21 protein-coding genes are annotated in these 25,531 nt (G+C 65.2%); 10 read left to right on the top strand and 11 right to left on the bottom strand.

The window, feature by feature from the left end; genetic code table 11:
* Positions 1 to 3 precede the first annotated feature (3 nt).
* The 3 genes from ACEN42_RS20735 to ACEN42_RS20725 form a co-directional block, all read right to left on the bottom strand.
* Positions 4 to 612 carry a glycosyltransferase family 9 protein gene (locus tag ACEN42_RS20735; protein WP_371881275.1) on the bottom strand — a complete coding sequence of 203 codons (609 nt, stop codon included), beginning with the start codon at positions 610 to 612 and terminating at the stop codon, positions 4 to 6.
* A 325-nt stretch (positions 613 to 937) separates the two neighbouring features.
* The gene (locus ACEN42_RS20730) at positions 938 to 1,432 is read right to left on the bottom strand and encodes a hypothetical protein (RefSeq protein WP_187605167.1); all 495 of its coding nucleotides are present in this window, start codon (positions 1,430 to 1,432) and stop codon (positions 938 to 940) included.
* A 118-nt stretch (positions 1,433 to 1,550) separates the two neighbouring features.
* Positions 1,551 to 3,050 (bottom strand): UdgX family uracil-DNA binding protein, encoded by a 1,500-nt coding sequence (locus ACEN42_RS20725; RefSeq protein ID WP_371881274.1) that lies wholly within the window; start codon positions 3,048 to 3,050, stop codon positions 1,551 to 1,553.
* Positions 3,051 to 3,249: 199 nt separating this feature from the next.
* Between ACEN42_RS20725 and ACEN42_RS20720 the strand changes: the two genes are divergently transcribed.
* The gene (locus ACEN42_RS20720) at positions 3,250 to 3,960 is read left to right on the top strand and encodes a glycosyltransferase family 2 protein (RefSeq protein WP_371881273.1); all 711 of its coding nucleotides are present in this window, start codon (positions 3,250 to 3,252) and stop codon (positions 3,958 to 3,960) included.
* 13 nt (positions 3,961 to 3,973) lie between these two features.
* Here the strand turns inward: ACEN42_RS20720 and ACEN42_RS20715 are convergent, their stop codons facing one another.
* From ACEN42_RS20715 to ACEN42_RS20700, 4 genes are all read right to left on the bottom strand, one after another.
* Positions 3,974 to 4,561, bottom strand: a complete 588-nt coding sequence (locus ACEN42_RS20715) for an NTP transferase domain-containing protein (protein ID WP_371881272.1) — start codon at positions 4,559 to 4,561, stop codon at positions 3,974 to 3,976.
* Positions 4,562 to 4,677: 116 nt separating this feature from the next.
* Entirely contained in the window at positions 4,678 to 6,900 is a 2,223-nt protein-coding gene (locus ACEN42_RS20710; protein WP_371881271.1) for a xanthine dehydrogenase family protein molybdopterin-binding subunit, read from the bottom strand.
* The gene (locus tag ACEN42_RS20705) at positions 6,897 to 7,886 is read right to left on the bottom strand and encodes a xanthine dehydrogenase family protein subunit M (RefSeq protein ID WP_371881270.1); all 990 of its coding nucleotides are present in this window, start codon (positions 7,884 to 7,886) and stop codon (positions 6,897 to 6,899) included. The genes ACEN42_RS20710 and ACEN42_RS20705 overlap by 4 nt, the downstream gene beginning before the upstream one ends.
* Before the next feature lie 11 nt (positions 7,887 to 7,897).
* Positions 7,898 to 8,590 (bottom strand): (2Fe-2S)-binding protein, encoded by a 693-nt coding sequence (locus tag ACEN42_RS20700; RefSeq protein WP_371881269.1) that lies wholly within the window; start codon positions 8,588 to 8,590, stop codon positions 7,898 to 7,900.
* 423 nt (positions 8,591 to 9,013) lie between these two features.
* Between ACEN42_RS20700 and ACEN42_RS20695 the strand changes: the two genes are divergently transcribed.
* Positions 9,014 to 10,906, top strand: a complete 1,893-nt coding sequence (locus ACEN42_RS20695; protein ID WP_371881268.1) for a tetratricopeptide repeat protein — start codon at positions 9,014 to 9,016, stop codon at positions 10,904 to 10,906.
* 25 nt (positions 10,907 to 10,931) lie between these two features.
* Here the strand turns inward: ACEN42_RS20695 and ACEN42_RS20690 are convergent, their stop codons facing one another.
* Together ACEN42_RS20690 and ACEN42_RS20685 are read right to left on the bottom strand one after the other, a co-directional pair.
* A complete protein-coding gene (locus tag ACEN42_RS20690) occupies positions 10,932 to 11,447 on the bottom strand; it encodes an isochorismatase family protein (RefSeq protein WP_371881267.1) in 516 nt (171 codons plus the stop codon).
* A 4-nt stretch (positions 11,448 to 11,451) separates the two neighbouring features.
* Positions 11,452 to 12,774 (bottom strand): inositol monophosphatase, encoded by a 1,323-nt coding sequence (locus ACEN42_RS20685; protein ID WP_250484437.1) that lies wholly within the window; start codon positions 12,772 to 12,774, stop codon positions 11,452 to 11,454.
* Positions 12,775 to 12,836: 62 nt separating this feature from the next.
* Here ACEN42_RS20685 and ACEN42_RS20680 point away from each other — a divergent pair, with 62 nt between their 5' ends.
* From ACEN42_RS20680 to ACEN42_RS20650, 7 genes are all read left to right on the top strand, one after another.
* The gene (locus ACEN42_RS20680; protein ID WP_187605156.1) at positions 12,837 to 13,259 is read left to right on the top strand and encodes a GFA family protein; all 423 of its coding nucleotides are present in this window, start codon (positions 12,837 to 12,839) and stop codon (positions 13,257 to 13,259) included.
* Positions 13,260 to 13,518: 259 nt separating this feature from the next.
* Positions 13,519 to 15,093, top strand: coding sequence for a protease pro-enzyme activation domain-containing protein (locus ACEN42_RS20675; protein WP_371881266.1), 1,575 nt, complete (start codon positions 13,519 to 13,521; stop codon positions 15,091 to 15,093).
* 119 nt (positions 15,094 to 15,212) lie between these two features.
* Complete coding sequence (locus tag ACEN42_RS20670) at positions 15,213 to 16,853, top strand: S10 family peptidase (RefSeq protein WP_371882265.1); 1,641 nt, start codon at positions 15,213 to 15,215, stop codon at positions 16,851 to 16,853.
* A gap of 780 nt (positions 16,854 to 17,633) precedes the next feature.
* The gene (gene katE / locus ACEN42_RS20665; RefSeq protein ID WP_371881265.1) at positions 17,634 to 19,760 is read left to right on the top strand and encodes a catalase HPII; all 2,127 of its coding nucleotides are present in this window, start codon (positions 17,634 to 17,636) and stop codon (positions 19,758 to 19,760) included.
* 227 nt (positions 19,761 to 19,987) lie between these two features.
* A complete protein-coding gene (locus ACEN42_RS20660) occupies positions 19,988 to 20,521 on the top strand; it encodes a hypothetical protein (RefSeq protein ID WP_371881264.1) in 534 nt (177 codons plus the stop codon).
* A gap of 240 nt (positions 20,522 to 20,761) precedes the next feature.
* Positions 20,762 to 21,028, top strand: coding sequence for a hypothetical protein (locus ACEN42_RS20655; protein ID WP_035501600.1), 267 nt, complete (start codon positions 20,762 to 20,764; stop codon positions 21,026 to 21,028).
* A 184-nt stretch (positions 21,029 to 21,212) separates the two neighbouring features.
* Complete coding sequence (locus ACEN42_RS20650; RefSeq protein ID WP_371882264.1) at positions 21,213 to 22,409, top strand: hypothetical protein; 1,197 nt, start codon at positions 21,213 to 21,215, stop codon at positions 22,407 to 22,409.
* A gap of 15 nt (positions 22,410 to 22,424) precedes the next feature.
* Here the strand turns inward: ACEN42_RS20650 and ACEN42_RS20645 are convergent, their stop codons facing one another.
* Positions 22,425 to 23,309 carry a DMT family transporter gene (locus ACEN42_RS20645; protein WP_371881263.1) on the bottom strand — a complete coding sequence of 295 codons (885 nt, stop codon included), beginning with the start codon at positions 23,307 to 23,309 and terminating at the stop codon, positions 22,425 to 22,427.
* Positions 23,310 to 23,403: 94 nt separating this feature from the next.
* Positions 23,404 to 23,589, bottom strand: coding sequence for a hypothetical protein (locus ACEN42_RS20640; RefSeq protein WP_187605150.1), 186 nt, complete (start codon positions 23,587 to 23,589; stop codon positions 23,404 to 23,406).
* An 857-nt stretch (positions 23,590 to 24,446) separates the two neighbouring features.
* Between ACEN42_RS20640 and phnS the strand changes: the two genes are divergently transcribed.
* Positions 24,447 to 25,520, top strand: coding sequence for a 2-aminoethylphosphonate ABC transporter substrate-binding protein (phnS, locus tag ACEN42_RS20635; protein WP_371881262.1), 1,074 nt, complete (start codon positions 24,447 to 24,449; stop codon positions 25,518 to 25,520).
* Positions 25,521 to 25,531 lie beyond the last annotated feature (11 nt).

Here is a 25,531-nt window from a genome sequence, read left to right as displayed (position 1 = left end):
GCGCTACACGGACTCGTGCGGCGCCGGCATGTGCAGCGTGAACGGCTCGCCCGGATGCGCGTCGCCGGTGTTCGAGAGCGCGGCACGGGCGCGGGCGACGATCGCGTCGCTGCCGGTGTCGCGCGGGTGCTCGTCGAGCACGATATGCGGCGTGCCGAGCGCGCGCGCCGTGCCGACGGGCGATGACGCGGCGGCGTCGTCGGAGACGAGCAGGCGCGCGTTGGCGATCAGGCGCGGCAGCGCGGCCGGCGCGAGAGCGCCCGCGAGAAAGAGCGCGGCCGTCTGCATCGCGCCGAGGACGCCCGCGGTGCGCTCGGGATCGGGCGCGTCGCCGACGATCGCGATCTGCCAGCCATCGGCGGCAAGCTGGTCGGCGACATCGGCGTAACGTTGCGCGGGCCACACGGGCGCGGCGTGGTGGCTGCCCGGATGAATCAGCACCAGACGCTCGCGCTCGATGCCGTGGAATGCGGCGAGCTCGTCGTAAGCGCCGGCTTCGTCGCGATCGGCGGCGGGCGGCGCGGCGTGTGCGCATGGCGTCGCGCCCGGCTCGTCGGGGACGAGCGCGGTCGCGAGGTCGTCGCTCAACGTCGAAAGGGGATTGGCTCGCATCCTGGCTCCTGCAATTGGCGTGGGCCTCGTTCGATTTCCGCAAATCCGCGGGGGCGGGCGCTTGGCAAGCACCCGCCATGCCCGGGGCCTGTCCGCGCGTCCTGCCTGAGAAGATGCCTGAGAAGCGCGGGCGGCGGACACAGATTGCGTCCGCAACCGTGACAGTTTGATCGCCGGTTGCGGCATCTGTCACGTATTGAAGGAGGCGCAGCGGCGCTCGTCAAGGCGCGAGGTTGGCAGCGTCGATGTAAAAAAGCCGCCGCCTCGCGATGGCGAGGCGGCGGCTTTGTGCTGCTTTCGTGGACTAGCGCGGCGCGCGGGGCGCTCAGGTTTCCGCGTTGCCGTCGTCGGCGGGCAGGGTCTTCGGCGTGAACGCTTCGGCGCGGCGACGGATATGGTCGACTTCGCCGGTCACGAACGTGCGCTGGTCGGCGGCGAGCGCCTGCTGATACGACGTGCCTTCCGGCACGCGATGCAGCAGCGCGCGCAATTCGCCTTGCGTCGTCTGTTCGACGGGTTCGTAGTCGTACAGGCCGAGTTCGAGCTCGGCGCGCTCGTGCAGGATGAACAGGCACGACGCGAACACCGCGACGCCGAGCACTTCCTGCACGCCGAAGCGGAATTCGTGCGGCACCGGCGAGAACGGCAGCCACGCGATGAGCGCGACGCCCGCGAGCGCCACCGCGATGGTCACGTTCAGCAGGATTTGCAGACGCGCGATGATGCGCTCGCGTTCGGTCTTCAGTTGCCCGGCGGTTTTCGGCACGAGCGCGACGAGAGATTGTTGACGGCGGAGTTCTTCGAGCGGGAGAGCGGCCATGGAGTTGTCGTCGGTCCATCGGTGAGCGCCAAAGCGGCGCGACACCGGTATAACGCGCGGCTTACAGGAACGTTGACGGCACTTTCTTCTTGTTTCGCCCTGTTTCTTCCTGTTGCATTTAGCGCGTCCGGCTGGCGACCGGCGTGCGGATGGTCGCGGTGCCGTCCGCGATCTGCCGCGCGAAGACGAGCGCTTCGACGATCGTCCCGAAAACTTCCGCGCGCACCTTGTCGTCGGTAAGGCGCATCAGATACGACGGGTGATACGTCGGCACGATGATGTGCCCCTTGTGCTCGATGGTCTTGCCGAGATATTCGGACAGCGCCGTGCGATGTCCCGTCAGCGCCTTGAGCGCCGTCGCCCCGAGCGCGACGACGACCTTCGGCGCGATGCGTTTCAGCTCTTCCTCCAGCCAGTAGCGGCAGGCCTCGCGTTCGCGCTGCGCGGGCGCGAGATGCGCGCGCTCCTCGCCGTGCGCCTCCCATTTGAAGTGCTTCACCGCGTTCGTCAGATAGAGCGATTCGCGGGCGAGCGCGGCCTCGGCGAGCACTTCGTCGAGCAGCTTGCCCGCCGGACCGACGAACGGCGTGCCTTCACGATCTTCCTGATCGCCCGGCTGCTCGCCGACCAGCATCACGCGCGCATCGGCGGGGCCGACGCCCGGCACGGGTTGCGTCGCGTTGCGCCAGAGCGCACAGCGCCTGCACGCTTCGAGCGACGGCGGTTCCGTCAGCAGCGTGCCCTTGATCGGCTCCAGATCCGTGTTGATGGTCACGTCCATCTCGGGCGGCACGTTGCGCGGATGGCGGTCGCGCCGCGAGTAAGGATCGGCGCGGGAGATCAGCGCGGGATCGGTGCGCGCGTTCGCCGGGCTTTTCCAGTAGCGCACCGGCATATGCGACGCCATTTCGGCGGCGTTTGCCTGCGCGGGCGCGAAAGTGCTCTCGTAGTACGCGAGCCAGAGCGCCTCGATGGCGTCGCCGCTCACCGCCTCGCCGCTCATCGCGGTGTCGCCGAAGTCCATCGGTTTTTCCTCAGGCTCGCTCGTGCGGTCCACGCGCAGCAGCGCGCCGTCCCAGAAGGCGGCGCCGTGCGGCGTGGCGATCATCCACGTGGCGTTGCCCATGCGGGTTGCGAAATGCATCGCGGCATGCTCCAGCAGGTCGTGCTCCGGCTCGAACCAGCTGATGAACTCGGGCGGCCCGAGTGAGGAATCGCGATGCCGGAAGCGCAGCTTGTTGCGCATCTCGCGCTCCTCGGCCTCGACCGATTCGATCATCCGCCGCAGCCGAAGACCGTCCGCGTCATCCGCCGATGCGATCGCGCGATCGCCCTGCGTCCAGCGCCACAGCGCCTTGTAGAGAAACGGCCAGCGATCCGGCGCGCGGTAGCACGCCGCCGTTTCGAGCATGGCGAGGAATTCGCGCGCGACCCTGACCGGCTTCTTCGCGTTGGGATCCACCGAGCCGGGCGCGGGCAGAACGATGGAGCCGAACACCGTGGCCGAGGCATCGGTTTCGCGCCATTGCACGTCCGCGGGCTGCGCGCCCTCCATGAGGAGCGTGCGCGCTTCGGTACGCCAGGAAGCGAACGACGGATCGATGGTGACGCATTTCATCGGCGGGCGGAATCAGAAAAGTACTGTATATCCATACAGTGATTCTAACGACGCCGACTGGCTTCCGGCAACTATTTGGCGACGATCGTGCCCTTTCACGCCCGGTGTGGCGGGCGCTGAATCATGGGAACGGTCATTGCTGAAATTCATCCATCGCGGCGTTCGATTGCCTGCGGACACATACACACACGGAGCCGACATGCTTGCCATCGTCATTCCCGCTCACAACGAAGCCGCGCATATCGGCGCGTGCGTGGCGGCTGCGCGTCGCGCGGCGGATCATCATCAATTGCTCGGCGAGGCGGCGCGCGTAATCGTCGTCGCCGACAGTTGCGCCGACGAAACCGCCGGCATCGCGCGGGCGATGGGCGCGGAGGTGTCGTGCATCGACGCGCGCAACGTCGGCATGGCGCGCGCGCATGGCGCGGAGCGGGCGCTGGCGCTGGGCGCGCGCTGGCTCGCATTCACCGACGCCGACACGACCGTCGCCGAAGACTGGCTCGTGCGCCAGCTCGACTGCTGTGCGGACGCGGTGTGCGGCGTGATCGGCGTGCACGACTGGTCGCCGCATCTCGGCGCGGTGCGCGAACATTTCGGGCGCACCTACACCGACGCGGACGGGCATCGGCATATTCACGGCGCAAATCTGGGCGTGTCGGCGAGGGCGTATGTGCAGGCGGGCGGGTTCGCGCCGCTGGAATCGAGCGAGGACGTGGCGCTCGTCGAGGCGTTGACGGCGATCGGCGCGCACATCGAATGGAGCGCGTCGCCGCGCGTGGTGACGAGCGCGAGGACGGATTTTCGGGCGAAGAAAGGATTCGGCGCGACGCTGCTCGAAGTCGGCAAGCGTTATCTGCCGATTGGCAGCGACGACGCGGATTCGGCGGATTCCGTGGCGATTGCGGCGTGACGGCGGCCGAGCTTCAAACCTGTCCGAGATCGCTCGGCAAATCGACATCGAGCAGCACGTGCTGGTCATCGACCTCGACGACGAACGGCGTGTGCGTCGAAAAGATGCCGCGCGCGCCCGCATCGCCGTCGAGCGCGGCGAGCGCCTCGCGATGCGCCATGCCGAATCCCACCGGATGCCCGCGCTTGCCGCGATAAAACGGCGCGACGAGTTCGGAGCCTTGATCGAGCTGCCGCGCGACGGCTTCATACGTCGAGGCTTCGATCCACGGCATGTCGCCCAGCGCGACGAGCCAGCCATCGGCTTCGGACGTCGCCCGCACGGCCGCAGCGAGCGCCGCGCCCATGCCGCGTTCGGCGTCGGTGCTGAAGATGACGCTGCAACCCGCTTCGTTCAGGACATCGGCAAGCTTTTCGGCGCCCGGCCGGATCACCGCGATCACTTCGGCTGAAACCGCGAGCAGCTTGCGCGCCGACTGGAACACGACGGGCGTGCCGCCGGGCAGCGTGGCGAGCAGCTTGTTGTGGCGTCCGGAGGGATCGAAGCGGGTGCCGAGACCCGCCGCCAGCAGGATGCCGGTCGCGTTCGACGAATAGGTCATCGCAGCTGCTCGCGTGGGAGTTGAATGGGGATTGTGCGGCGCATCGAAGATCGTCGCAAGCATAAAAAAAGCACGCGGCGGTCGTTCAAACGGCCAGCCGCGTGCTTCGTTTCAAGTCACGCCATCGTCGGCGGCAAAACCTTGTCGAGCGTGATCGGCAAATCGCGCACGCGCACACCCGTCGCGTGATACACCGCGTTGCCGAGCGCGCCCGCCACGCCCGTTATCCCGATCTCGCCGATACCCCGCGCGCCGTGCGGATTGATATGCGGATCGGGCTGACCGACGAACGAAATATCCAGCATGCCGATATCCGCGTTCACCGGCACGTGATACTCCGCGAGATTCGCGTTCGTGTAGCGCCCGTAACGCGCATCCATCTCGCTTTTCTCGAAGAGCGCCGAACCGACGCCCCACACGATGCCGCCCATCAACTGGCTGTGCGCGGTTTTCTCGTTGAAGAGCGTGCCGACGTCGTACACCCCGACGATGCGCGGCACGCGAATGATCCCCAGATCGGCATCGACATGCACTTCCGCGAACACCGCGCCGAACGAGTGGAACGCGTACTGCTTTTTCTCGTCGCCGGGGCGCGTCGTCGCGACGGCTTCGATCGCACGGCCGCCGTTGCGCGCGATCACGGCGGCCGCCGGATCGCGCTTGTCCGGATTCGACACGCTCACGACCCAGCCATTGGACACCGTCACGTCCTCGCGCGCGAGACCGGCGACGGGCGATCCGCGATCCGCGAGCGCCATCGCGATGAGCTGATCGCGCGCCTGCATCGACGCCGCGCGCACCGCCGGCGACACGCTCGCCGCCGATTGCGAGCCGCCGGACACCGGCGCTTTCGGCAGCGACGAATCGCCGAGCGCGAAGCGCACGTAATCGAGCGGAAAGCCGAGCGCGTCGGCGGCGACCTGCGTCATGATCGTGTAGGTGCCGGTCCCGAGATCCTGCGTGCCGGAGGCGACCATCGCGGTGCCGTCGGGCAGGATGCGCGCCACCGCCGACGCCTCGCTGCGGTTCGCCGGATACGTCGCCGTGCCGACGCCCCAGCCGACGAGCGTATTGCCCTCGCGCATCGAGCGCGGCGCAGCGTTGCGCCGCGACCAGCCGAACTTCTCCGCGCCGCGCGTGTAGCACTCCATCAGCGCCTTGCTCGACCACGGCTTCTTCTCCTGCGGCTCCATGTTCGCGTAGTTCTTGAGGCGGAACGCGAGCGGGTCCATCTTCAACTGATACGCCATCTCGTCCATCGCCGATTCGAGCGCGAACGAGCCGCTCGTCTCGCCGGGCGCGCGCATGAAAGTCGGCGTGCCGATGTCGAGCTTCACGAGCCTGTGCGACGTCGACTGATGCGGCACCGCGTAGAGCATGCGCGTGACGATCGCCGAGGTTTCGGTCCAGTCCTCGAATGTCGATGTCGTCGATATGACGTCGTGACGCATCCCGGTCATGATGCCGTCGTCGCGGGCGCTGACCTGGATGCGCTGCTCGGTGTACGGGCGGTTGCCGATCATGCCGAACATCTGCGGACGTTCGAGCACGAGCTTGACGGGCCGGCCGGTCTGCTTCGACGCCATCGCCGCCAGCACGACATGCGACCACACCGAGCCCTTGCAGCCGAAGCCGCCGCCGACGAACGGGCAGATCACGCGCACGTTGTCATCGGAGATGCCGAAGAACTTCGCCACCGCGCTGCGCGCGCCGGACACGCCTTGCGTCGCGTCGTAGAGCGTGAGCTTCGGACCGTCCCAGCGGGCGACCGTCGCGTGCGGCTCCATCGGATTGTGATGCTCGTAGGGCGTCGTGTAGACGGCGTCGAGGCGCGTCGGGCCTTGCCGCAAGCCCGCGTCGACGTCGCCGCGCTTCGTCGTGACCGCGCGGCCCATCATCTTCTCCGGCTGATACGCGGATGCCTTCGCGCGTTCGAAATCGGCAGTGGGCATTGCGGCTTCATAGCGCACGTCGACGTAACGCGCGGCGCCCTGCGCGTGCTCCAGCGAATCAGCGACGACGACCGCCACCGGCTCGTTGCTGTAACGCACCTGGTTGGTTTGCAGGAGCGTGAGCTTGCGCACGGCGGGCGGCTGCGCGTCGGGGACGCCGCCGTTGGGCAGACGCATCGCGTTCTGATACGTCATCACGAGCAGCACGCCGGGCATCGATTGCGCGCGGCTCGTGTCGATCGACGCGATGCGGCCGCTCGCGACCGTGCTCGTGACGAGCACCGCGTGCGCGAGCTTGGCGTCGGTGTTGTCGGCCGAATAGCGCGCCTGGCCCGTGACCTTCAGCACGCCGTCGGTGCGATCGAGCGGTTTTCCGATAACAGTCATGCGACACCTCCGGCCTGTTGAAGCGCGCGCACGATCGCACGCTGCGCGAGCGCGACCTTGAACGCGTTGTCGCGCTGCGGCGTCGCGCCCTGCACGGCGAGCGCGGCGGCGGTTTGCAGCGTCGCCTTGTCGAGCGATTTGCCGACGAGCGCCTGTTCGGTCGCTTGCGCGCGCCACGGCTTGTGCGCGACGCCGCCCAACGCGATGCGCGCGCTTTTCACGGTGCCGCCGTCCATCTGCAACGCCGCCGCGACCGACACGAGCGCGAACGCATAGCTCGCGCGGTCGCGCACCTTCAGATATTTCGAGTGATCCGCGAAGAGCGGCGGCGGCAGATCGACCGATGTGATCAGCTCGCCCGCCTGCAAGGTGGTGTCGAGGTCGGGCCTGTCGCCCGGCAGACGATGAAACTCCGCGAACGGAATCGCCCGCTCGCCGTTCGGGCCGGTGACGCGCACGACGGCATCGAGCGCGGCGAGCGCGACGCTCATGTCGGATGGATTCGTCGCGATGCATTGACGGCTCGCGCCGAGGATCGCGTGCATGCGATTGTTCCCGTCGATGGCCGCGCAGCCGCTGCCTGGCGCGCGCTTGTTGCACTGGGGAAAGCCGGTGTCGTAGAAGTACGCGCAGCGCGTGCGCTGCATCAGATTGCCACCGACCGTCGCCATGTTGCGCAATTGCTCCGACGCCCCCGCGAGCAGCGCCTGCGACAAGAGCGGATAGCGCTCGCGCACCCACGCGTGATTCGCGCAATCGCTGTTGCGCACGAGCGCGCCGAGCCGCAGGCCGCCGTCGGGCAGGGCGGTGATGCCGTTGAGCGCATCGATGTGCGTGATATCGACGAGCTTCATCGGCCGCATCACGCCGCCTTTCATGAGATCGAGCAGATTCGTGCCGCCGCCGATGAACATCGCGCCCGGCTGGCTCGCCGCCGAGAGCGCGGCGCCGATGTCGGCGGCGCGCTGATAGGAGATCGCGTCCATGTGCGCCTCCTTTAGGCGTTGCCCGACGCGACGGCTTTCACTGCCGCGACGATGTTCGGATATGCGCCGCAGCGGCAGATGTTGCCGCTCATGCGCTCGCGGATTTCGTCGTCGGAGAGTTGCGCCGGGCGAAAGCGCACGTCGGCGGTGACGGCGCTCGCATCGCCTTTGCGATATTCGTCGATGAGCGCCGTCGCCGAGCACAATTGCCCGGGCGTACAGTAGCCGCACTGAAACGCGTCCTTCTCGATGAACGCGCGCTGGATGGGCGCGAGCGTGTCGCCGTCGGGCGCGAGACCTTCGACGGTCGTGACGGATTCGCCGTCATGCATCACCGCGAGCGTGAGACACGAATTGATGCGCCGTCCCGCCACGATCACCGTGCACGCGCCGCACTGTCCGCGGTCGCAACCTTTCTTCGTGCCGGTGAGATTCGCGTATTCGCGCAGCGCGTCGAGCAGCGTCGTGCGCGCCTCGACCTGCAATTCATACGGATGGCCGTTGATGGTGAGCTTCACGGGCATCATCGGCACGCCGGCGGGCGGCGGCGCTACGGCGGGCGTCGCAGCGCTCTGCTGTTGCGCGTGCGCGAGCGGCGCGGCGCTCACGGCCGCTGCCGCCGCGGCCGACTGGAGGAAACGCCGGCGCGACGGCTTTTGCGCCGCATCGCTGACGTCGTAGGGATGGGTATCGGCTGGGGACATGGGGATCGGTTCTCCTCGCTCGTTCGGAAGGGCGCTGGTCGGGCTCGAATCTTCGTGGGCTTTTGCTCGCGACCGATTGCGACGGATCGGGCGGAGCGCCGATGCTCGAGTTCACGGGCGGCGCGTGAGGCGCGAGCTCGTGAGCGTCCGTCAACTGTAAGGGAACCGAACGTTCGTCGACCCGCAACCGGTGATGTTTAGCAAATCGGATGCCATGCGGCTGCGTTTCGCATCGAATTCCTGCGCTCGTGCATGTCCACGCTGCAACGCGGAGGAGATCGTTTCGCTGACCGATCCGGCGTAGGTCACGCTTTGTGACGTCGGCGCGAGCGCGCGCGGTTCAAAATTGCATGATTTCGCTGTCGCTATCGTCGAAAGCCGATATCGCGGCCCGAAAGCATTCTTTCAATTTTGAAGTCAGTCATGTTTGTCGATACGTATCAACGCGCGGCCCGGCTCTACTCGCTGAATCAGCACGCCGACGCACTGGCCGTCCTGTCGCCGCTGCTCGATCGCCCAAACGCCGATGCCGAGGCGCTCAATCTCGCGGCAGCATGCGCTTACGCGATGAATCGCGCGGATCTGGCGCAGGCGTACTGGCAGCGCGCGGTCGACGGGCATCCGGCGCACGCGGGGGTTCACAACAACCTCGGTAACCTGTACGAGCAACTCAAACGGTTTCCTGAAGCGGAAGCGATGTATCGGCGCGCGATCGATCTGAACGCCGATTCCGCCGAAGCGCACTACAACCTCGGCAATGTGCTGGCGTTGCAAGACCGCATCGTGGACGCGGAGCAGGCGTTGCGCAGGGCGCTCGAACTACGGCCCGATCTCGCTTCGGCACATTACAGCCTGGGCAAGCTGCTGATGAAGCAGGCGCGCGCCGACGAAGCGCAAACGCATTTTCGCCTCGCAATCGAAGCCCGCCCTGACTGGGCCGACGCGCATTTCAATCTGGGCAACGCACTCGCCGCCTTGCAGCGCCGGGACGAAGCCGAGCGCGCCTATCGCGCGGCCATCGAACTGAATCCCCGCCTGACGAGCGCGTATCAGGCACTGGCGGAACTGCTCGAAACGGATGGACGCGAAGCGGACCTCGAGCGCGTGTATCGCCGTCTGGCCGAACAGTTGCCCGAGTTGAGCGCCGCGCATTACAACCTGGGGCAGGTGATCTATCGGATGACGGCCGTCGCCGGGCTCGAACGCATCGACGAGGCCGAAGCGGCGTATCGTCGCGCGATCGAGATTCAGCCGGATTACACGCAGGCATACATCGCGCTCGGCAACCTGCTCAAGGAGCACCCTGGGCGCGCGCACGAGATGCTGACGACGTTTCGGCGCGCCGTGGAAGTCGATCCGAATTCCGCGGAAGCCAGGATCAATCTGGCCGCAGGGCTCTTGCGCGTCGGAGCGTATGCCGAAGCGTGGCCGTTGATGGAATACCGCTACGGCGACGATTCGTCGGGGCGGCGCATCCGCGTGCCTGACTTGCCGTTTGCGCAGTGGCGAGGCGAGCCGCTCGCCGGAAAATCGATGCTCGTTATCCACGAACAGGGATTCGGCGACTCGTTTCAGTTCTGCCGCTATCTGCCGCTGCTGAAGTCGCAAGGGCTCTCGACGCTGTCGGTAGCATGGCCGCAAAAGGACAAACTGCTCGCCTCTGTCGATGGCGTCGACGCCTGTATCAGCGACGATGCATTGCACACTTCGCCGCGGCACGACTACTGGTGTTTCATGATGAGTCTGCCCGCGCTCCTCGAAACCAGGACCATTCCGGACGTCACGCCCTATCTCGCCGCGGATGAAGCGCGCATCGAATACTGGCGCGGCCGGCTGCCCGCGCAGTTGCCGAAGGTGGGGATCGTGGCAATGGCGGAACCGCGTGAGTCATCGTTCGAGGCCCGCCGCTGGGTCGGTGCGCAAGCCTGCATGCCGTTGCTCGGCTTGCCCGGCGTGCGCTTCGTCAATCTGCAAAAGGCGCCTTTCGCGCGCGCGCAAATCGAGACCCTGCCGCCGCATCTGCGGCCCCTCGACCTGATGGACGATGTCGAGGACTTCGCCGATACGGCTGCGATCATCGCTTCGCTCGATCTCGTCATCTCCGTGGATACATCGGTTGCGCATCTCGCGGGCGCGCTCGGCAAGCCGGTGTGGATCCTGCTGCCCTCGAACCCGTGCTGGCGCTGGTTGACCGACGGCGAAGATTGCGCCTGGTATCCGAAAGCGCGCCTGTTCCGGCAGACCAGACCCAACCAATGGGACGATGTGATCGCGCGCGTCGCGGACGCACTCGCCGAGTGGCGCGATCGCAACTAACCGCCTGTCCACGCAAGCGCCGTGATCATTTGATGAGCGCGAGCACGTCCCTGAAGCGTGGATGCGTGAAGCTGCCGAGCCAGCCGAAAATCGCCGTTTCGACGGTCGTCATCCGCGCGCCATCCTGCCGCGCCCGTTCGAGCGCGACGGCGCGATCTTCCACGCGGCGCGATGCGACCGCGTCCGCGACAAACTCCACGCGATAACCGAGCCGCAGCAGCCCGAGCACGGTCAGCAACACGCACACATGCGCCTCCGCGCCGGCGACCCACAACGTCGCGGGCGAGGGCGGCAGTGCGTCGACGAAAGCGGGCGCGAGCGTCGCATCGAACGTGTCCTTCTCGATCACCTTCGCAAGCCGGACATCGCCCAGCAGGGCTTGCGCAGTTCCGCCGAGCCCTTGCGGATTCTGCTCCGTGACGACCACCGGCACCTCCAGCAGATTCGCCGCGCGCAGCAGCGTGCCGACGCGCGCCGTCAGCCGCTCGGCGCCATCCAGATGCGGCAGTAGCCTCGCCTGCATGTCGATGACGACGAGCATGCCGCTACGCCTCGCTCTCCATGATCTGATCGATGAGCCGCGCGTTCTCGCCCGCCGACCCGATGCCCGCGTGCCTGGCCATCGGCACGAAGAAATGTGTGGCGATCGGCAGCTTCGAGCGTTCGAGCCAGTTGGTCAGATGCGCGGCCAGGCGTTTTGCGGGCGTTCTCAGCTCCTCGCGCAGCACGCCGGGCAGTTTCTCGAAGTGACGCATCTCGGTCTGATACGGCTCGGGCGCGACGCACAGCGCGTTGGGCCGGCCATCGACATCGACGGGAAGCCGCTCCAGCGCCTGATGCAGCAGCGCGACGCCCAGTCCCTCGCCGCGCCACGGCTTGCGCACTTCCCACAGGCTGATGTAGATCACGCGATGCGCATTGAACACCTCGATCAGCTTTTCGGGGCCGAGCGCCTCGGTGGCGGCGAGCGCGAGCGAGAGCATCTCGCCCGAGTAGGTATCGAGCGTATAGACGAGATCGGCGCTGCTCGTGAGCGGGGGCACCTTGACGAGTTGCAGCCGCACCGCCGCCGCGACGATGTCGCTGCCCGCTTCGTGGAACACGGCGAACGCGGTGCCGAGACGCTCGTCGTCGACCTGCGGATACTCGTGGCGATAAGTCATCGTGAAGAGAAACGGCCCGATCTTCTCGCGATACGCGAGCGGCCGGTCGACATCGTAATCGTCGACGCCGTCGAGGCCGTAGGGATCGTAGTCGCGTTTCTCGCGCCGCTCGCCGTTTGGCGCGGCCGCGGCGAGCGCCGCGAGCGGGCGGCGCGACTCGGGCACGAGATCTTCCGGCAAACCTTCCCATGTGAGACGCAGGAATTCCCGTCCGCCGCGATAGTGCGTCTCGAAGAGCGAGAGCACCTGCTCGCTCGCGGCCGGATCGAGGATGCGCTGCGCGCAATCGTAGGCGCGGTCGAGGAGTTGATCCGCTTCCGCGGGATCGGGCGCGAGGTGCGGCTCGCTGCCTTGCGGCACGGCGGGCAAGCCTTTTGCGAGACGTTCCCTGTGCGCGAGTTCGAGCCACTCGTCGGCGACGCGTTCGGCGATGAAACCGGCCGCGATGCGATAGCCCGTCAACACGATCGACTGGCCGGTGCGCCCGAGCGGAAACACGTACTCGTCGTTCATGGCGTCCTCGACGGTGACGCCGCGAAAGGTTTCGCGCGGCGCACTTACGTTCGCCGCCGCATCGAAGCGGTCATGCGACAGCACGTGGGCGAGGAGGTCCGACGCGGCGGGACCGAATTCCGATCCGGCGCCGGGAAGCAGCTTCAGCAGGGACAAGGTACGCGTGGTGCCGGTCGTGCTCGATGTGCTCATGAATGCCATCTCCGATCGTGAAGGGTTATCGTAACAAACCGTCGTACTTACGGGAGAGATCGATGAACGTTCAAAACGATGATGAGCGGGCGGCTACGGTTCATGAAGGAGGATGCGCATGCGGCGCGTTCCGTTTTCGCGCGGCGGGCAAGCCGAAGCGCGTCGGGATGTGCCATTGCATGACGTGCCGTCAAGTGCACGGCTCCGCATTCGGAGCTTATGCGATTTACGCGCGCGGCGACGTGATGATGAGCGGCAGCCTTTCGACGTGGCGCAGTTCCGAGCACGGCCGCCGGCATTTTTGCCCGGTGTGCGGCTCCGTCGCCTACATGGAATACACGACGCACGATGAAGTCGATCTGCCGATCGGCGCCTTCGACGAAACTGGCCTCTTCGAGCCGGACTACGAGCTGTGGTGCAAGCATCGCGAGCCGTGGCTGCCGCAGGGCGCGCGTCCGGAGTACGACGAAGAGCGCGCGCACTAGGCGTCATCGATCAAGGAGCTCGCGCAGGCGCGCGAGCCTGAATCCGATAGAGACACCCCTTTGAAGACCGGACAGGTTTTGTCCCGCCGGAACTGCATGCTCTCGTCAACGGTCCGAGCAATTGCATTCGCGCCCAGAAAATAAGACGATAAGTAACGTGCGCTGTGGAAGTTGCCAGCGAGCGCCGAAAGCGTCGAAGCGCGGCAGCGGCAGGATCGAGAACCTTTGAACCTCATGGCCAGCGAGGAGCATCGATACCATGACGAAGCAACCGGTCAGCGGCAGCGACAAGATTCATCCCGAAGGCGCGACATGTGTCGGCGATTGCGATCCCTCCGAGCAGATCGAGGTGATCGTGATGCTGCGGCGCAAGGACGAAGCCGGATTCAAGCAGATGATGTCGCGCATCGACGCCGGCGAGGCGCCCGCGCAAGCCGTTTCGCGCGAAGAATTCGACAAACGTTTCACCGCATCGGCGGAAGACGTCGGGAAGGTGAAGGCCTTCGCCGCGCAATACGGCCTGACGGTCGTGCGCGCCGAAACCGAGACGCGCAGCGTGGTGCTGAAAGGCACCATCGAACAGTTCCAGAAAGCTTTCGACGTCAAGCTCGAACGCTTTCAACATCACAACATCGGCGAATATCGGGGCCGTTCGGGGCCGGTCAAGGTGCCCGACGACATGCACGACATGGTCACCGCCGTGCTCGGCCTCGACAGCAAGCCGCAGGCGCGTCCGCATTTCCGTTTTCGTCCGCCGTTCAAGCCGGCGCGCGGCGCGGCGCCCGCGTCGTTCACGCCGGTCGATCTCGCGCGTCTTTACGATTTCCCCGATGGCGACGGCGCCGGTCAGTGCATCGCGATCATCGAGCTGGGCGGCGGTTATCGCGACACCGATCTCTCCGCGTATTTTTCGAAGCTCGGCGTGAAGGCGCCGAAGGTCGTGGCGATCGGCGTCGACAACGCGAAGAACGCGCCGACGGGCAACCCCAACGGACCCGACGGCGAAGTGACGCTCGACATCGAGATCGCGGGCGCCATCGCGCCGGGCGCGAGCATCGCCGTGTACTTCGCGCTGAACAGCGACGCCGGTTTCGTCGATGCCGTCAATCGCGCGCTGCACGATTCCACCAACAAGCCGTCCGTGATATCGATCAGCTGGGGCGGGCCCGAGTCGAACTGGTCCTCGCAGTCGATCGGCGCGTTCAACGACGTGCTGCAAAGCGCGGCGGCGCTCGGCGTGACGGTCTGCGCGGCATCGGGCGACAGCGGTTCGTCGGACGGCGCCGGCGACGGTTCGGATCATGTCGACTTTCCGGCATCGAGCCCGTATGTGCTCGGCTGCGGCGGCACGAGCCTCGTGGCATCCGGCTCGGGCATCGCGAAGGAAGTCGTGTGGAACGATGGCGACCAGGGCGGGGCGGGCGGCGGCGGCGTCTCGGGCGTGTTCGCGTTGCCGGCGTGGCAGGCGGGTTTGTCGGTCACGCGCAATGGCCAGGCGACGAAGCTCGCGAAGCGCGGCGTGCCGGATGTGTCGGGCGACGCATCGCCGCAAACCGGCTACGAGGTGCTGATCGACGGCGAGGATACGGTCGTCGGCGGCACGAGCGCGGTCGCGCCGCTGTGGGCTGCGCTGATCGCGCGGATCAACGCGATCAACGCGTCGCCGTCGGGCTTCGTCAATCCGAAGCTCTACAAGACGAAGGCGGCGTTCCGCGACATCACGGAAGGCAACAACGGCAGCTTCTCGGCGGCGGCGGGCTGGGACGCATGCACCGGCATGGGCAGCCCCGACGGCGCGAAGATCGCGGCCGCGCTCGTGCCCGCGAAGAGTTGAGGCAAGTGCAAAGGCGTAAGACAGTGAACAACAACCACGACGACGATTCTGGAGCGACGACGATGAACTCCGATCCACTGGCAGCGAGCGACAAACCTACCGGCGCGGAAGAACCGGCCATGACGGCCGCCGCGAAGAAAGCGCCGAAGAAGACCACGACGGCGAAAAAGGACCAGCCGTATTTCGATCCGGTCGCTTACGGCAACGGCCCCGACGACGCGGTCGCGGCCACCGAAGCCGACGAGAACGCGGCCATCACCCATCACAGCGTGACGATCGGCGGCGCGAAGATCGCTTATACGGCGACGGTCGGCCATCTCGTGACGGTCGATCCGAGCAGTTCGAAGCCGAGCGCGAAGATGTTCTATGTCGCGTTCACCAAGGACGGCGCGAAGGAGGAAGCGCGTCCGCTCACGTTCTTCTACAACGGCGGGCCGGGCTCGTCGTCGGTGTTCGTGCTGCTCGGCTCGTTCGCGCCGCGCCGCATCAAGACGGCGATGCCGAGCTTCACGCCGCCCGCGCCGTATCAGATGGAGGACAACCCGGACAGCCTGCTCGATCGCAGCGACCTTATCTTCATCAATCCGGTCGGCACGGGCTATTCGGCCGCCATCGCCCCGAACAAGAACCGCGATTTCTGGGGCGTCGATGAGGACGCGGCTTCGATCGCGCAGTTCATCAAACGCTATCTGACGAAGAACAACCGCTGGAATTCGCCGAAATTTTTATTCGGTGAGTCGTATGGTACGGCGCGCAGTTGCGTGCTCGCGTACCGGCTGCACGAGGACGGCATCGACCTGAACGGCGTCACGCTGCAATCGTCGATTCTCGATTACCGGCAGGCGGGCAATCCGGTCGGCGCGCTGCCGACGGCGGCGGCGGACGCGTGGTATCACAAGAAACTCGGTGTGCATCCGACGCCGACGAATCTTCTGAACTTTGCCGAGGAAGTAGCGGAATTCGCGCGCACGGACTATCTGAACGCGCTGCGCAAGTTTCCGCAAACCGACGACGAGGTGGTCGAGAAGCTGTCCGAATACACGGGCATCGACAAGGCGACGCTGCTCGCGTGGAGCCTCGATATCGCCGCGTACGACAGCCGTGGCAACTCGCTTTTCCTGACCACTTTGCTGAAGTCCAAAGGCGAATCGCTCGGCTCGTACGACGGCCGCGTGACGGCGATCTCGACGGGCATCGCTGGCAAGATCGACCCGAATTCGGGCGGCAACGACCCGACGATGACGGCGGTGAGCGGCGTCTACACGACGATGTGGAACAGCTATCTGAACGAGCAGCTCAAGTTCACGTCGACGTCATCGTTCACTGATCTGAACGACCAGGCGTTCCTCAATTGGGACTTCAAGCATACCGATCCGACGGGCGCGCAGAAGGGCGTGGATTCGAAGGGCAACATCATCCTCTACACGGCGGGCGATCTCGCCGCGGTGATGGCTTTGAATGTCGACTTGAAAGTGCTTTCCGCGAACGGGATGTATGACTTTGTGACGCCCTTTTACCAGACGATCATCGATCTTCAACAGATGCCGCTGATCGATAAGACCGTGCGGCAGAATCTGTCGGCGACGTTTTATCCGTCGGGGCATATGGTTTATCTCGACGGCGGGTCGAGGACGCAGCTCAAGGCCGATCTGGCGAAGATGTATGACGAAGCCACGGCGAATCATGCGGCTCTCGGGCGGATCATTGCTTTGCAGAAGGTTACTGCGGATAAGTTGGGGGCGTTGTCGCCGGTGGGTTGAAGGTTTTTTTTGCCGCGGGCGGGCTTTGGTGGTTGGTCCGCCTGTGGTTTCGCCGGATCCCGTATTCGCGGTGGTCTATTAGCACTGCCCCTGTGCGGGGCGGCAGTCACTTTCTTTGCTGCTGCAAAGAAAGTAACCAAAGAAAGCAGCTCGTTTAAGCCCGCGGTCACACGCAGTTTGGCCATGCTTGCCAGCCGCCGATGGCACTCGCCTAAGTGTCGTCCTCGAAGGCCCAATCGGGCTTGGCTCGCGCACGGTCTGACACATCGCGCCACACAACGAACGGGTTCAGCACAAGATAGCTCCGGCCCGCTTCGCGGCCGATGGGTCAATCGGGTTTGCGTGCGCACGCGTACTTGCAACGCTTCTATCTCACTGCATCCGTGGCTCGTTGGTTTCCCTTGCAGACCCATCGGCAGCGCGCAGCGCTGTGCCGAAGCTATTTGGTGCTGAACCAGTCAGTGAAGCGGCGCGATGTGTCAGACCGTGCGCGAGCCAAGCCCGATGGGGCCTATGAGGACGACACTTAGGCGAGGGCCACGTGCGGCTGGCAAGCATGGCCAACGTGCGTGTGACCGCGGGCGGTGAGAAGCTGTTTCTTTGGTTACTTTCTTTGCAGCAGCAAAGAAAGTGACTGCCGCCCCGCACAGGGGCAGAGCCAATAGACCGACACGAATACGGGACCAACCAACAAAAACCGAAAAAAACCCGAGTAGGAACACCACTTGCGAGCGAGTGAGAGCAAAACCTCACCCAAGATCCCCCGGAGGAGTCCCCACAATGGCAACAAAGAAACAGCCGCCCGCGAGCGGCGTCGCCCGCACGCCGTCGCAAAGCAACACCAACAACAAAGTCGAATCCCTCGAAACCTTCCGCAGCGACGCCACCAACCAGGCCCTGACGACGAACCAGGGCGTCAAGGTCGCCGATAACCAGAACACCTTGCGCGCCGGCGAGCGCGGCCCCTCGCTCCTCGAAGACTTCATCATGCGTGAAAAAATCACGCACTTCGACCACGAGCGCATTCCGGAGCGCATCGTCCATGCCCGCGGATCGGCGGCGCACGGCGTCTTCAAGGTGTACGAATCGCAGGCCGGACTCACCAAGGCCGCGTTTCTGCAAGACCCGTCGAAGGAAACGCCTGTCTATGTGCGCTTCTCGACCGTGCAAGGCTCGCGCGGCTCCGCCGATACCGTGCGCGACGTGCGCGGCTTCGCCGTCAAGTTCTACACGGAAGAAGGCAACTTCGATCTCGTCGGCAACAACATGCCGGTGTTCTTCATCCAGGACGCGATCAAGTTTCCCGATTTCGTCCACGCCGTCAAACCCGAGCCGCATAACGAAATGCCGCAAGGCGGGTCCGCGCACGACACCTTCTGGGATTTCGTCTCGCTTGTGCCCGAGTCCGCGCACATGGTCCTCTGGACGATGTCCGATCGCGCAATCCCACGCAGTCTGCGCACGATGGAAGGCTTCGGCATCCATACCTTCCGCTTCATCGACGCCCAGGGAAAAGGCCGGTTCGTGAAGTTCCACTGGCGCCCGACGATCGGCTCGGCGTCGCTGCTGTGGGATGAAGCGCAGAAGCTCGCAGGCAAGGACGCGGACTTCCATCGCCGGGATTTGTGGGAAGCGATCGACAACGGCGACTATCCCGAGTGGGAGCTCGGCGTGCAGATCGTCGAGGAAGAGGACGAGCACAAGTTCGACTTCGATCTGCTCGATCCCACCAAGATCATCCCCGAAGAACTCGTGCCGCTGAAGATGATCGGCAAGCTCACGCTGAATCGCAATCCGGACAACTTCTTCGCCGAGACCGAGCAGGTCGCGTTCTGTCCGGGGCATATCGTGCCGGGCATCGACTTCACGAACGATCCGCTGCTGCAAGGCCGTCTTTTCTCCTACACCGATACGCAGATCAGCCGGCTCGGCGGTCCGAACTTCCACGAGATTCCGATCAACCGGCCGCTCGCGCCGTTGCATAACGGTCAACGCGACGCGATGCATCGCCAGACGATCGACAAGGGTCAGGCATCCTACGAGCCGAATTCGATCGACGGCGGATGGCCGAAGGAAACCGCCCCGGCCGCGGCGGGCGGCGGCTTCGAGAGTTACACGGAGCGCGTCGAAGGGTCGAAGATCCGCGTGCGCAGCCCGTCGTTCAGGGATCACTATTCGCAGGCGACGCTCTTCTGGAACAGCATGACCGATCCCGAAAAGGATCACATCGTCGGCGCTTATTCGTTCGAACTCTCGAAGGTCGAGCGCAAGCCCATCCGCGAGCGGCAGCTCGGCATACTCGCGAATATCGACGACACGCTCACCGCGCGCGTCGCCGCCAATCTCGGCCTGCCCGCGCCCAAGAAAAACGCGGACGCCGACGAACTCGGCAAGTCGTCGGTGACGGAGTCGCCTGCGCTGTCGATCGTCGCGAAGGCGAAGCCTTCCGTCAAGACGCGCAAGGTCGCGATTCTCGCCGCGCCGGGCGCCGATGCCGCGAGCATCAAGGCCGTGCAGGACGCGCTCAAGGCCGAAGGTGCGCACGCGAAGGTCATCTCGCCGACGCTCGGCTCGCCGGCACAAGGCATCGAAGCGGACGCCACCATTCTCGGCATGCCGTCGATCATGTTCGATGGCGTGATCGTCGCGGGCGGCAAGGACAGCGCGAAGACGCTATCGCAGTCCGGCGACGCGCGTCATTTCGTGCTGGAAGCGTTCAAGCATCTGAAGGCGATCGGTGCGATCGGCGACGGAGAGGACTTGCTCGCGGCCGCGCATTTGCCGAACGGCGAAGAAGGCGTGGCGGTCGGGAGCGATGCAAAGCAGGTGCTGAAGAGCTTCATCGAAGCGATGAGCAAGCATCGCGTATGGTCGCGCGCCCAGAAGGCGGAGTCGGTTCCGGCCTGATACGCGCGCTAATCGCGTTTCGCCGCCTGCGACGGCATGGGCCACCATGCCGTCGCAGGCGCGCTTTCCTGTGTTTCTCCCACATCCGACTCATCGGCATGACGCGCGTTTCGGGGCCGCGATCAACTCCTCGCGTGCAGCGTGCGTTTCGTGTGTTTTAATTGAACCTCCGATCATCTCAAAAAATGCGCGGCGAACCTTGGCCGCGACGGATGGCGCACAGAGGCATGAGTCGAAGGGATACCCGGTTCACCGAGAAAACGAAGCCAGGCGCGGGCCGCACGAGCCGGAGCGCGCGCGTGGCGCTGGCGTGGTGCTGCGCGATGCTCGGGTTGATGCCCGGCACGCCGCACGCCCAGCGCGCCGACTGGCTCGATACGCGCGTCACGCAGGCGACCATCGTCGATACGATCTGCGTGCCCGGTTATGTGGACCGCGTGCTGCCGTCGTTCGAGCTTCAGATGCGCCAGAAGGAGCGGCTCCTGAAGCAACGCAGCATCGATGCGTCGTTCGCGTCGGAATATGCGCTCGATCACCGTATGCCGGTGCTGCTCGGTGGCTCGCCGAATTCGCCCGCGAATCTCGATCTGCGCCGCTGGGAAGGGCGTGCGGGTCAGCGGCGAAAGGAACGGCTCGCCGTCTATCTGAAGCGCTGCGTCTGCACTGGCGACATCACGCTGAAAGATGCGCAGACCGCGATGGTGGGCGACTGGCCCAATCGCTATCCGAATCTTTCCAGCATGACGTGCAGCGGCTTCTGACAACCGATTCCGCCAATTGATTCCAGCCATCCGTCCGATTTAGAACATCTATTGAAAAAGGCGGAATGTCGCAGCACGCGGGTGGCTTACGGTATTAGTATGGAGCTATCTCGAAATTCGCCGTGGAGCTGCCATGATGTTCGCGTATGTGTCCCTTTTCGTCGTCGGCACGCTTGCGGCGCGCGTGATCCTGAAGCAGCGCCCGCAGCCCGTGCGTGTGCGCGCAAGAAGGTGACGCCGATGAACCTGATCGTCTGGAACCTTCCGCAACGCTGCGCCGCGCGCGACGTGCGGCGCTTTCTCGAGCACGAGCTCGGCGGCTATGCGAGCGATATCGAAGTCCACGGCGCGGGCACCGCTCAAGCCTACGCGGTCGCGAGGCTCGCCACCGATGTGCCTTACATCGGCGAGGCGATCGCGCAAAAGCTGTGTCACCAGCGCTTTCTCGACGAACCCTTGCGCGCCCGGGCATCTCCATCGGGTGACGCGTCCATCCGTCTGCATTGATTCCCGTGCGCGCCGCGCGCTGATGGCGCGCCCGGCGCGCCGGAATGAACTTTGCTGAATCTCCTCTGACGAACGTCATGTAGCGGCGAAGCCGGTGCTCGTGCGCACCGGCTTTTTTGTCGATGCGCGCAGACTCGCGCACGCGCCGCTCGTTGTCAGAACGCAAAGCGGATCATTCATATCGATGCAGCAGGCAGGAAAGAACAAGACGCCGTTCGGCGCAAGGATTTTCGTGGGCGCGGCGGCGGGCGCGCTCGTTTCGATGGCGACAGCGGTTCATGCGCAGCCTCAGGCTGCATCGGGCGCATCGGGGACGGTCGCGCAGGGTCGCGTGACGGCGATGCCCGTCGCGCCCACGCCGCCGATGCCCCAAGGCGCGAGCATCCCGCACGTTGCGAGCGCGCCCGAGCGCGCGCTTCCGGCGATGCCGGTGCCGATGCCCGCGCAAGCGTCCTCGGAAGCGTCGGCGGCTGCCGAGGCTTCGGCCGCATCGGCGGCGAGTGCGGCGTCGGCGGCCAGCGCCGCGAGCGCGGCATCCGAAGCGCAGGCGCCTGAAGTGCCCTTGCCCGCGGAGCCGCCCGAACCCAACCTCGCGCAGCGCACCGACATGCCGCCAACGGGCGCCTATGCGATGCGGCAGGACTTCGCGCAGCAGGTCGATCGGCGGCTCACCGTGCCCGTCGCGGATCAGCAAGCCTACAGCCGTCTGCTGCAACATACGCTCGACGAAGACGGCCACGGCGATCTCGCCAACGAGTTCGTCGTGCTGGTCGATCGCAGTGCGAACGTGCAGGCGATCTTCGTCTACTTCCGCGGCAAGGCGGGCGATGCATGGTCGATTATCGGCGCGTCGCCGGTATCGACGGGCCGGCCTGGCACCTACGATCACTTCGTCACGCCGCTCGGGGTCTTCCAGCACGTGCCGGGCAACATGGACTTTCGCGCCGAGGGCACGCTGAACGAGTTCAAGATCCGCGGCTACGGCGCGCGCGACATGCGCATCTACGATCTCGGCTGGGCCGACGGCGAGCGCGGCTGGGGCCGTGGCGGCAAGTCGCCGATGCGCTTCCAGATGCACGCCACCGATCCCGAGAAGCTGGAGCCGCTGCTCGGCATGCGCCACTCGAAGGGCTGTGTGCGCATTCCGTCGACGCTCAACACCTTCTTCGATCATCACGGCATTCTCGATGCGCAATACGAGGCGCGCGCATCCGAAGGCGAGTCGATGTGGGTCCTGAAGGCTACGCGCAAGACGACGCCGTGGGCGGGACACTACCTCGTCGTCGTCGATACGGGCCGGAAGACGCGGCCGGCGTGGTCGCCGGGTCCGGGCAAGGCGGTGCGCGCGCACATCCCGGCGGGCGCGGATACCGTCGACTGAACCGCGCCCGAAGCGCTATTTCGCGCGCGCGAGTAACACGCCCGCGAGCGCGACGCCGAAGCCCGCGAGTTGCACGGCATTGAGCGTCTCGCCGAACGCGAGAAAGCTTTCGAGCGCGGCGAGCGGCGGCGCGAGAAAGAGCAGGGCGGTCGCGCGCGATGCGTCGCCGCGTCGGACCATCCACACGAGCAGTGTCGTCGCGACGCCCGAGAGCATCACGATGCCCCATGCGAGCGAGAGCCACGTCGTCATCGACGCAATGAAGCGATGCTCCCCGAGTGCCATCGCGAGCACGAGCGCGACGATCGCCGCGCCCGCGTTCTGCAGCGCGCTGGCGCTGCGGATATCGGCGCGTGCGAGCGAGGTCTTCTGATACAGCGTGCCCGCGGTGATCGCGACGATGGACAGCAGCGCGATCATCACGACGATCGATTGCGACGGGTGCCCGCCTGCTGCATGTCCGACGTGCGCGCCGCTCGCCGCGATTTTCGGCGCGAGCACGAGCGCGACACCGGCGAGTCCGAGCGCGAGCCCGCTCCATGCGCGCGGCGAGAGCCGTTCGCCGAAGAGCCGCGCGGCGATGGCGGCCGTCAGAAGCGGCTGCAGCGCGCCGAGCAGCGCCATGATGCCCGCGCCGAGTCCTTGCGCGACGGCCCAGTAGCCCGCGCCGAGATAGACCCCTTGCAGCAGCGCGCCGGCGAACAGGTGCCGGCCGATGTCGCGGCCTTTCGGCCAGGGCGCACGCGTGATGGTGGCGATCGCGAGAAACAGGAGCGTCGTGCCGGCGAAGCGCGCGAGCAGATACAGATTCGGATCGACGTAAGGCGTGATCGCCCGTGCGACGATGAAGCCCGTCGACCAGAGAAACACGAAGACGGGAGCGGCGAGAATCGAAACCATGTGAGGCATGCGGCAAGACGAGATGCCGCAGTATGCGATCGATGGCTTGCGGGCGTCTTGTCTAACCGTGCACTCGTCGGTGCGGGCTCGTTACTCATTCGATCGTGAAGGTGTCGAGCGGCTGGTTGGCGCGCGCATCGCCCTCGAAGCGTCGCGATAGTTGCGCGTGCAAGCGCTTGGCTTCGTCGAGCGTGAGATCGATCCAGTAGGGATCGCCGGCTGCGTCGTTCAAGCGCCCAGGAGGGAACTGGATTTCGATTACCACGCCTTTTTTGTACATCTTGATGCCTCGTTTGGAGCTTCTTGCGAAGCGAAACAGTCTAGCGGATGAATGTTCGGGGATTGCTTTCCCTGCGGAAAGAATGCATTGCTTTCGGCATGGTTGGGTTTTTCGCTGGATCCCGGTTTCGTGTCGGTTTATTAGCACTGCCCCTGTGCGGGGCGGCAGTCACTTTCTTTGCTGCTGCAAAGAAAGTAACCAAAGAAAGCAGCTTCTCACCGCCCGCGGTCACACGCAGTTTGGCCATGCTTGCCAGCCCACGGTGGCCCTCGCCTAAGTGTCGCCCCCAAAGGCCCAATCGGGCTTGGCTCGCGCACGGTCTGCCACGTCGTACCGCTTGCCTCACTGGTTCAGCACCAAATGGCTCCAGCCTGCTTCGCGGCCGACGGGTCAATCGGGTCTGCGCGTGCTTTCTTGCTTACAACACCATCTCACTGCATTCGTGGTTTGTTGGTTTCCTTTGCATACCCAACGGCAGCGCGTAGCGCTGTGCCGAAGCCATTTCGCGCTGAACCAGCGCGCTTAGGGTTATGGCTTGTCAGACCGTGCGCGAGCCAAGCCCGAAAGGGCCTGTGAGGGCGACACTTAGGCGAGGGCCACCGCCGGCTGGCAAGCATGGCCCAACTGCGTGTGACCGCGGGCTTAAACGAGCTGCTTTCTTTGGTTACTTTCTTTGCAGCAGCAAAGAAAGTGACCCCCGCCCCGGGGAGGGGCAGTGCCAATAGACCACCACGAAAACAGGATTCCCCGAAAGCCCAGCAAAAAAACCCCTTCACATCGATGTCACAGACCTCTGCAATGCTTGGGGGTTGAAGGTCACCCCGCCCATCCATCACCTCTACAAGAGACACCCAAAAATGACCCGCGATTTCCGCTTCGCGCGCACCGTGCTGCCGGCGTTCGCCGCCGCCTTCACCCTGCTTGCCGCGATGCCCGTCCACGCCGCCGACGCCGTTGTCCTGTACACCGCCGATGGCCTCGAGAATCTCTACAAGGACGTGCTTCCCGCATTCGAAAAGAAGGAAGGCGTGAAGGTCAACATCGTCACGGCGGGCAGCGGTGAAGTGGTGAATCGCGCGACCGTCGAGAAGGATTCGCCCAAGGCCGACGTGCTCGTCACGCTGCCGCCGTTCATCCAGCAGGCGCAGCAAGGCGGCCTCCTGCAACCCTATCAGAGCGTGAACTACAAGAACGTGCCCGCCATCGCCAAGGCGCAGGACGGCGCATGGGCCACGTTCGTCAACAACTACTTCTCGTTCGCGATCAATCCGGAAGTCACGAAGACCGCGCCGAAAACCTTCGCCGATCTGCTGCATCCGAACTACTCCGGCAAGATCGCGTATTCGAATCCGGCGACGGCAGGCGACGGCATGGCCGTCATCATCCTGACCTCGGCGCTGATGGGCGAGGACAAGGCGTTCGACTACCTCAAGTCGCTCGAGCAAAGCGCGAAGTTCCATACGAAGGGCACGGGCTATCTCGACGTGCTGCTCTCGCGTAACGAGATCGCGTTCGCCAACGGCGATCTGCAAATGGACCTCGACGATGCCGCGAACGGCGGTCTCTCGATCAAGCCGCTCTTCCTGTCGCACAAGGCAGGCGAAGCGCCGACCACGTTCCAGTTGCCGTATGCGATCGGCCTCATCAAGAGCGGTCCGAATCAGGCGGCCGGCAAGAAGCTGATCGACTATCTGATGTCGTCGGAGGTGCAGTCGAAAGTGCCCGATATCTACGGCATTCCGGGCCGCACCGACGTGCCGCTCGCCGGCAAGAACGGCGAAGCCGTCAAGCAGGCGATCTCGGGCGTGAAGCTGATTCCCGTCGACTGGAACGAAGTCATGCAGAAGAAGGCGGGCTGGACCGAGCGCTGGAAGACCGAAGTCATCGGCAACACGGGCAAGCAGACCGACGTCGTCAAGCCGAAGTCGTAACGTGAGCGCTC

Source organism: Caballeronia sp. S22, from assembly GCF_964261745.1.
Lineage (GTDB): Bacteria > Pseudomonadota > Gammaproteobacteria > Burkholderiales > Burkholderiaceae > Caballeronia > Caballeronia jiangsuensis.
This window is presented reverse-complemented; position numbering and strand designations above follow the sequence as displayed.

What these genes read in the sequence shown, in the direction of transcription:
- ACEN42_RS20735 (WP_371881275.1), bottom strand. Translation starts at nt 612, where the DNA reads ATGCGAGCCAATCCCCTTTCGACGTTGAGCGACGACCTCGCGACCGCG.
- ACEN42_RS20730 (WP_187605167.1), bottom strand. Translation starts at nt 1,432, where the DNA reads ATGGCCGCTCTCCCGCTCGAAGAACTCCGCCGTCAACAATCTCTCGTC.
- ACEN42_RS20725 (WP_371881274.1), bottom strand. Translation starts at nt 3,050, where the DNA reads ATGAAATGCGTCACCATCGATCCGTCGTTCGCTTCCTGGCGTACCGAA.
- ACEN42_RS20720 (WP_371881273.1), top strand. Translation starts at nt 3,250, where the DNA reads ATGCTTGCCATCGTCATTCCCGCTCACAACGAAGCCGCGCATATCGGC.
- ACEN42_RS20715 (WP_371881272.1), bottom strand. Translation starts at nt 4,561, where the DNA reads ATGACCTATTCGTCGAACGCGACCGGCATCCTGCTGGCGGCGGGTCTC.
- ACEN42_RS20710 (WP_371881271.1), bottom strand. Translation starts at nt 6,900, where the DNA reads ATGACTGTTATCGGAAAACCGCTCGATCGCACCGACGGCGTGCTGAAG.
- ACEN42_RS20705 (WP_371881270.1), bottom strand. Translation starts at nt 7,886, where the DNA reads ATGGACGCGATCTCCTATCAGCGCGCCGCCGACATCGGCGCCGCGCTC.
- ACEN42_RS20700 (WP_371881269.1), bottom strand. Translation starts at nt 8,590, where the DNA reads ATGTCCCCAGCCGATACCCATCCCTACGACGTCAGCGATGCGGCGCAA.
- ACEN42_RS20695 (WP_371881268.1), top strand. Translation starts at nt 9,014, where the DNA reads ATGTTTGTCGATACGTATCAACGCGCGGCCCGGCTCTACTCGCTGAAT.
- ACEN42_RS20690 (WP_371881267.1), bottom strand. Translation starts at nt 11,447, where the DNA reads ATGCTCGTCGTCATCGACATGCAGGCGAGGCTACTGCCGCATCTGGAT.
- ACEN42_RS20685 (WP_250484437.1), bottom strand. Translation starts at nt 12,774, where the DNA reads ATGAGCACATCGAGCACGACCGGCACCACGCGTACCTTGTCCCTGCTG.
- ACEN42_RS20680 (WP_187605156.1), top strand. Translation starts at nt 12,837, where the DNA reads ATGAACGTTCAAAACGATGATGAGCGGGCGGCTACGGTTCATGAAGGA.
- ACEN42_RS20675 (WP_371881266.1), top strand. Translation starts at nt 13,519, where the DNA reads ATGACGAAGCAACCGGTCAGCGGCAGCGACAAGATTCATCCCGAAGGC.
- ACEN42_RS20670 (WP_371882265.1), top strand. Translation starts at nt 15,213, where the DNA reads ATGACGGCCGCCGCGAAGAAAGCGCCGAAGAAGACCACGACGGCGAAA.
- katE (WP_371881265.1), top strand. Translation starts at nt 17,634, where the DNA reads ATGGCAACAAAGAAACAGCCGCCCGCGAGCGGCGTCGCCCGCACGCCG.
- ACEN42_RS20660 (WP_371881264.1), top strand. Translation starts at nt 19,988, where the DNA reads ATGAGTCGAAGGGATACCCGGTTCACCGAGAAAACGAAGCCAGGCGCG.
- ACEN42_RS20655 (WP_035501600.1), top strand. Translation starts at nt 20,762, where the DNA reads ATGAACCTGATCGTCTGGAACCTTCCGCAACGCTGCGCCGCGCGCGAC.
- ACEN42_RS20650 (WP_371882264.1), top strand. Translation starts at nt 21,213, where the DNA reads ATGCAGCAGGCAGGAAAGAACAAGACGCCGTTCGGCGCAAGGATTTTC.
- ACEN42_RS20645 (WP_371881263.1), bottom strand. Translation starts at nt 23,309, where the DNA reads ATGGTTTCGATTCTCGCCGCTCCCGTCTTCGTGTTTCTCTGGTCGACG.
- ACEN42_RS20640 (WP_187605150.1), bottom strand. Translation starts at nt 23,589, where the DNA reads ATGTACAAAAAAGGCGTGGTAATCGAAATCCAGTTCCCTCCTGGGCGC.
- phnS (WP_371881262.1), top strand. Translation starts at nt 24,447, where the DNA reads ATGACCCGCGATTTCCGCTTCGCGCGCACCGTGCTGCCGGCGTTCGCC.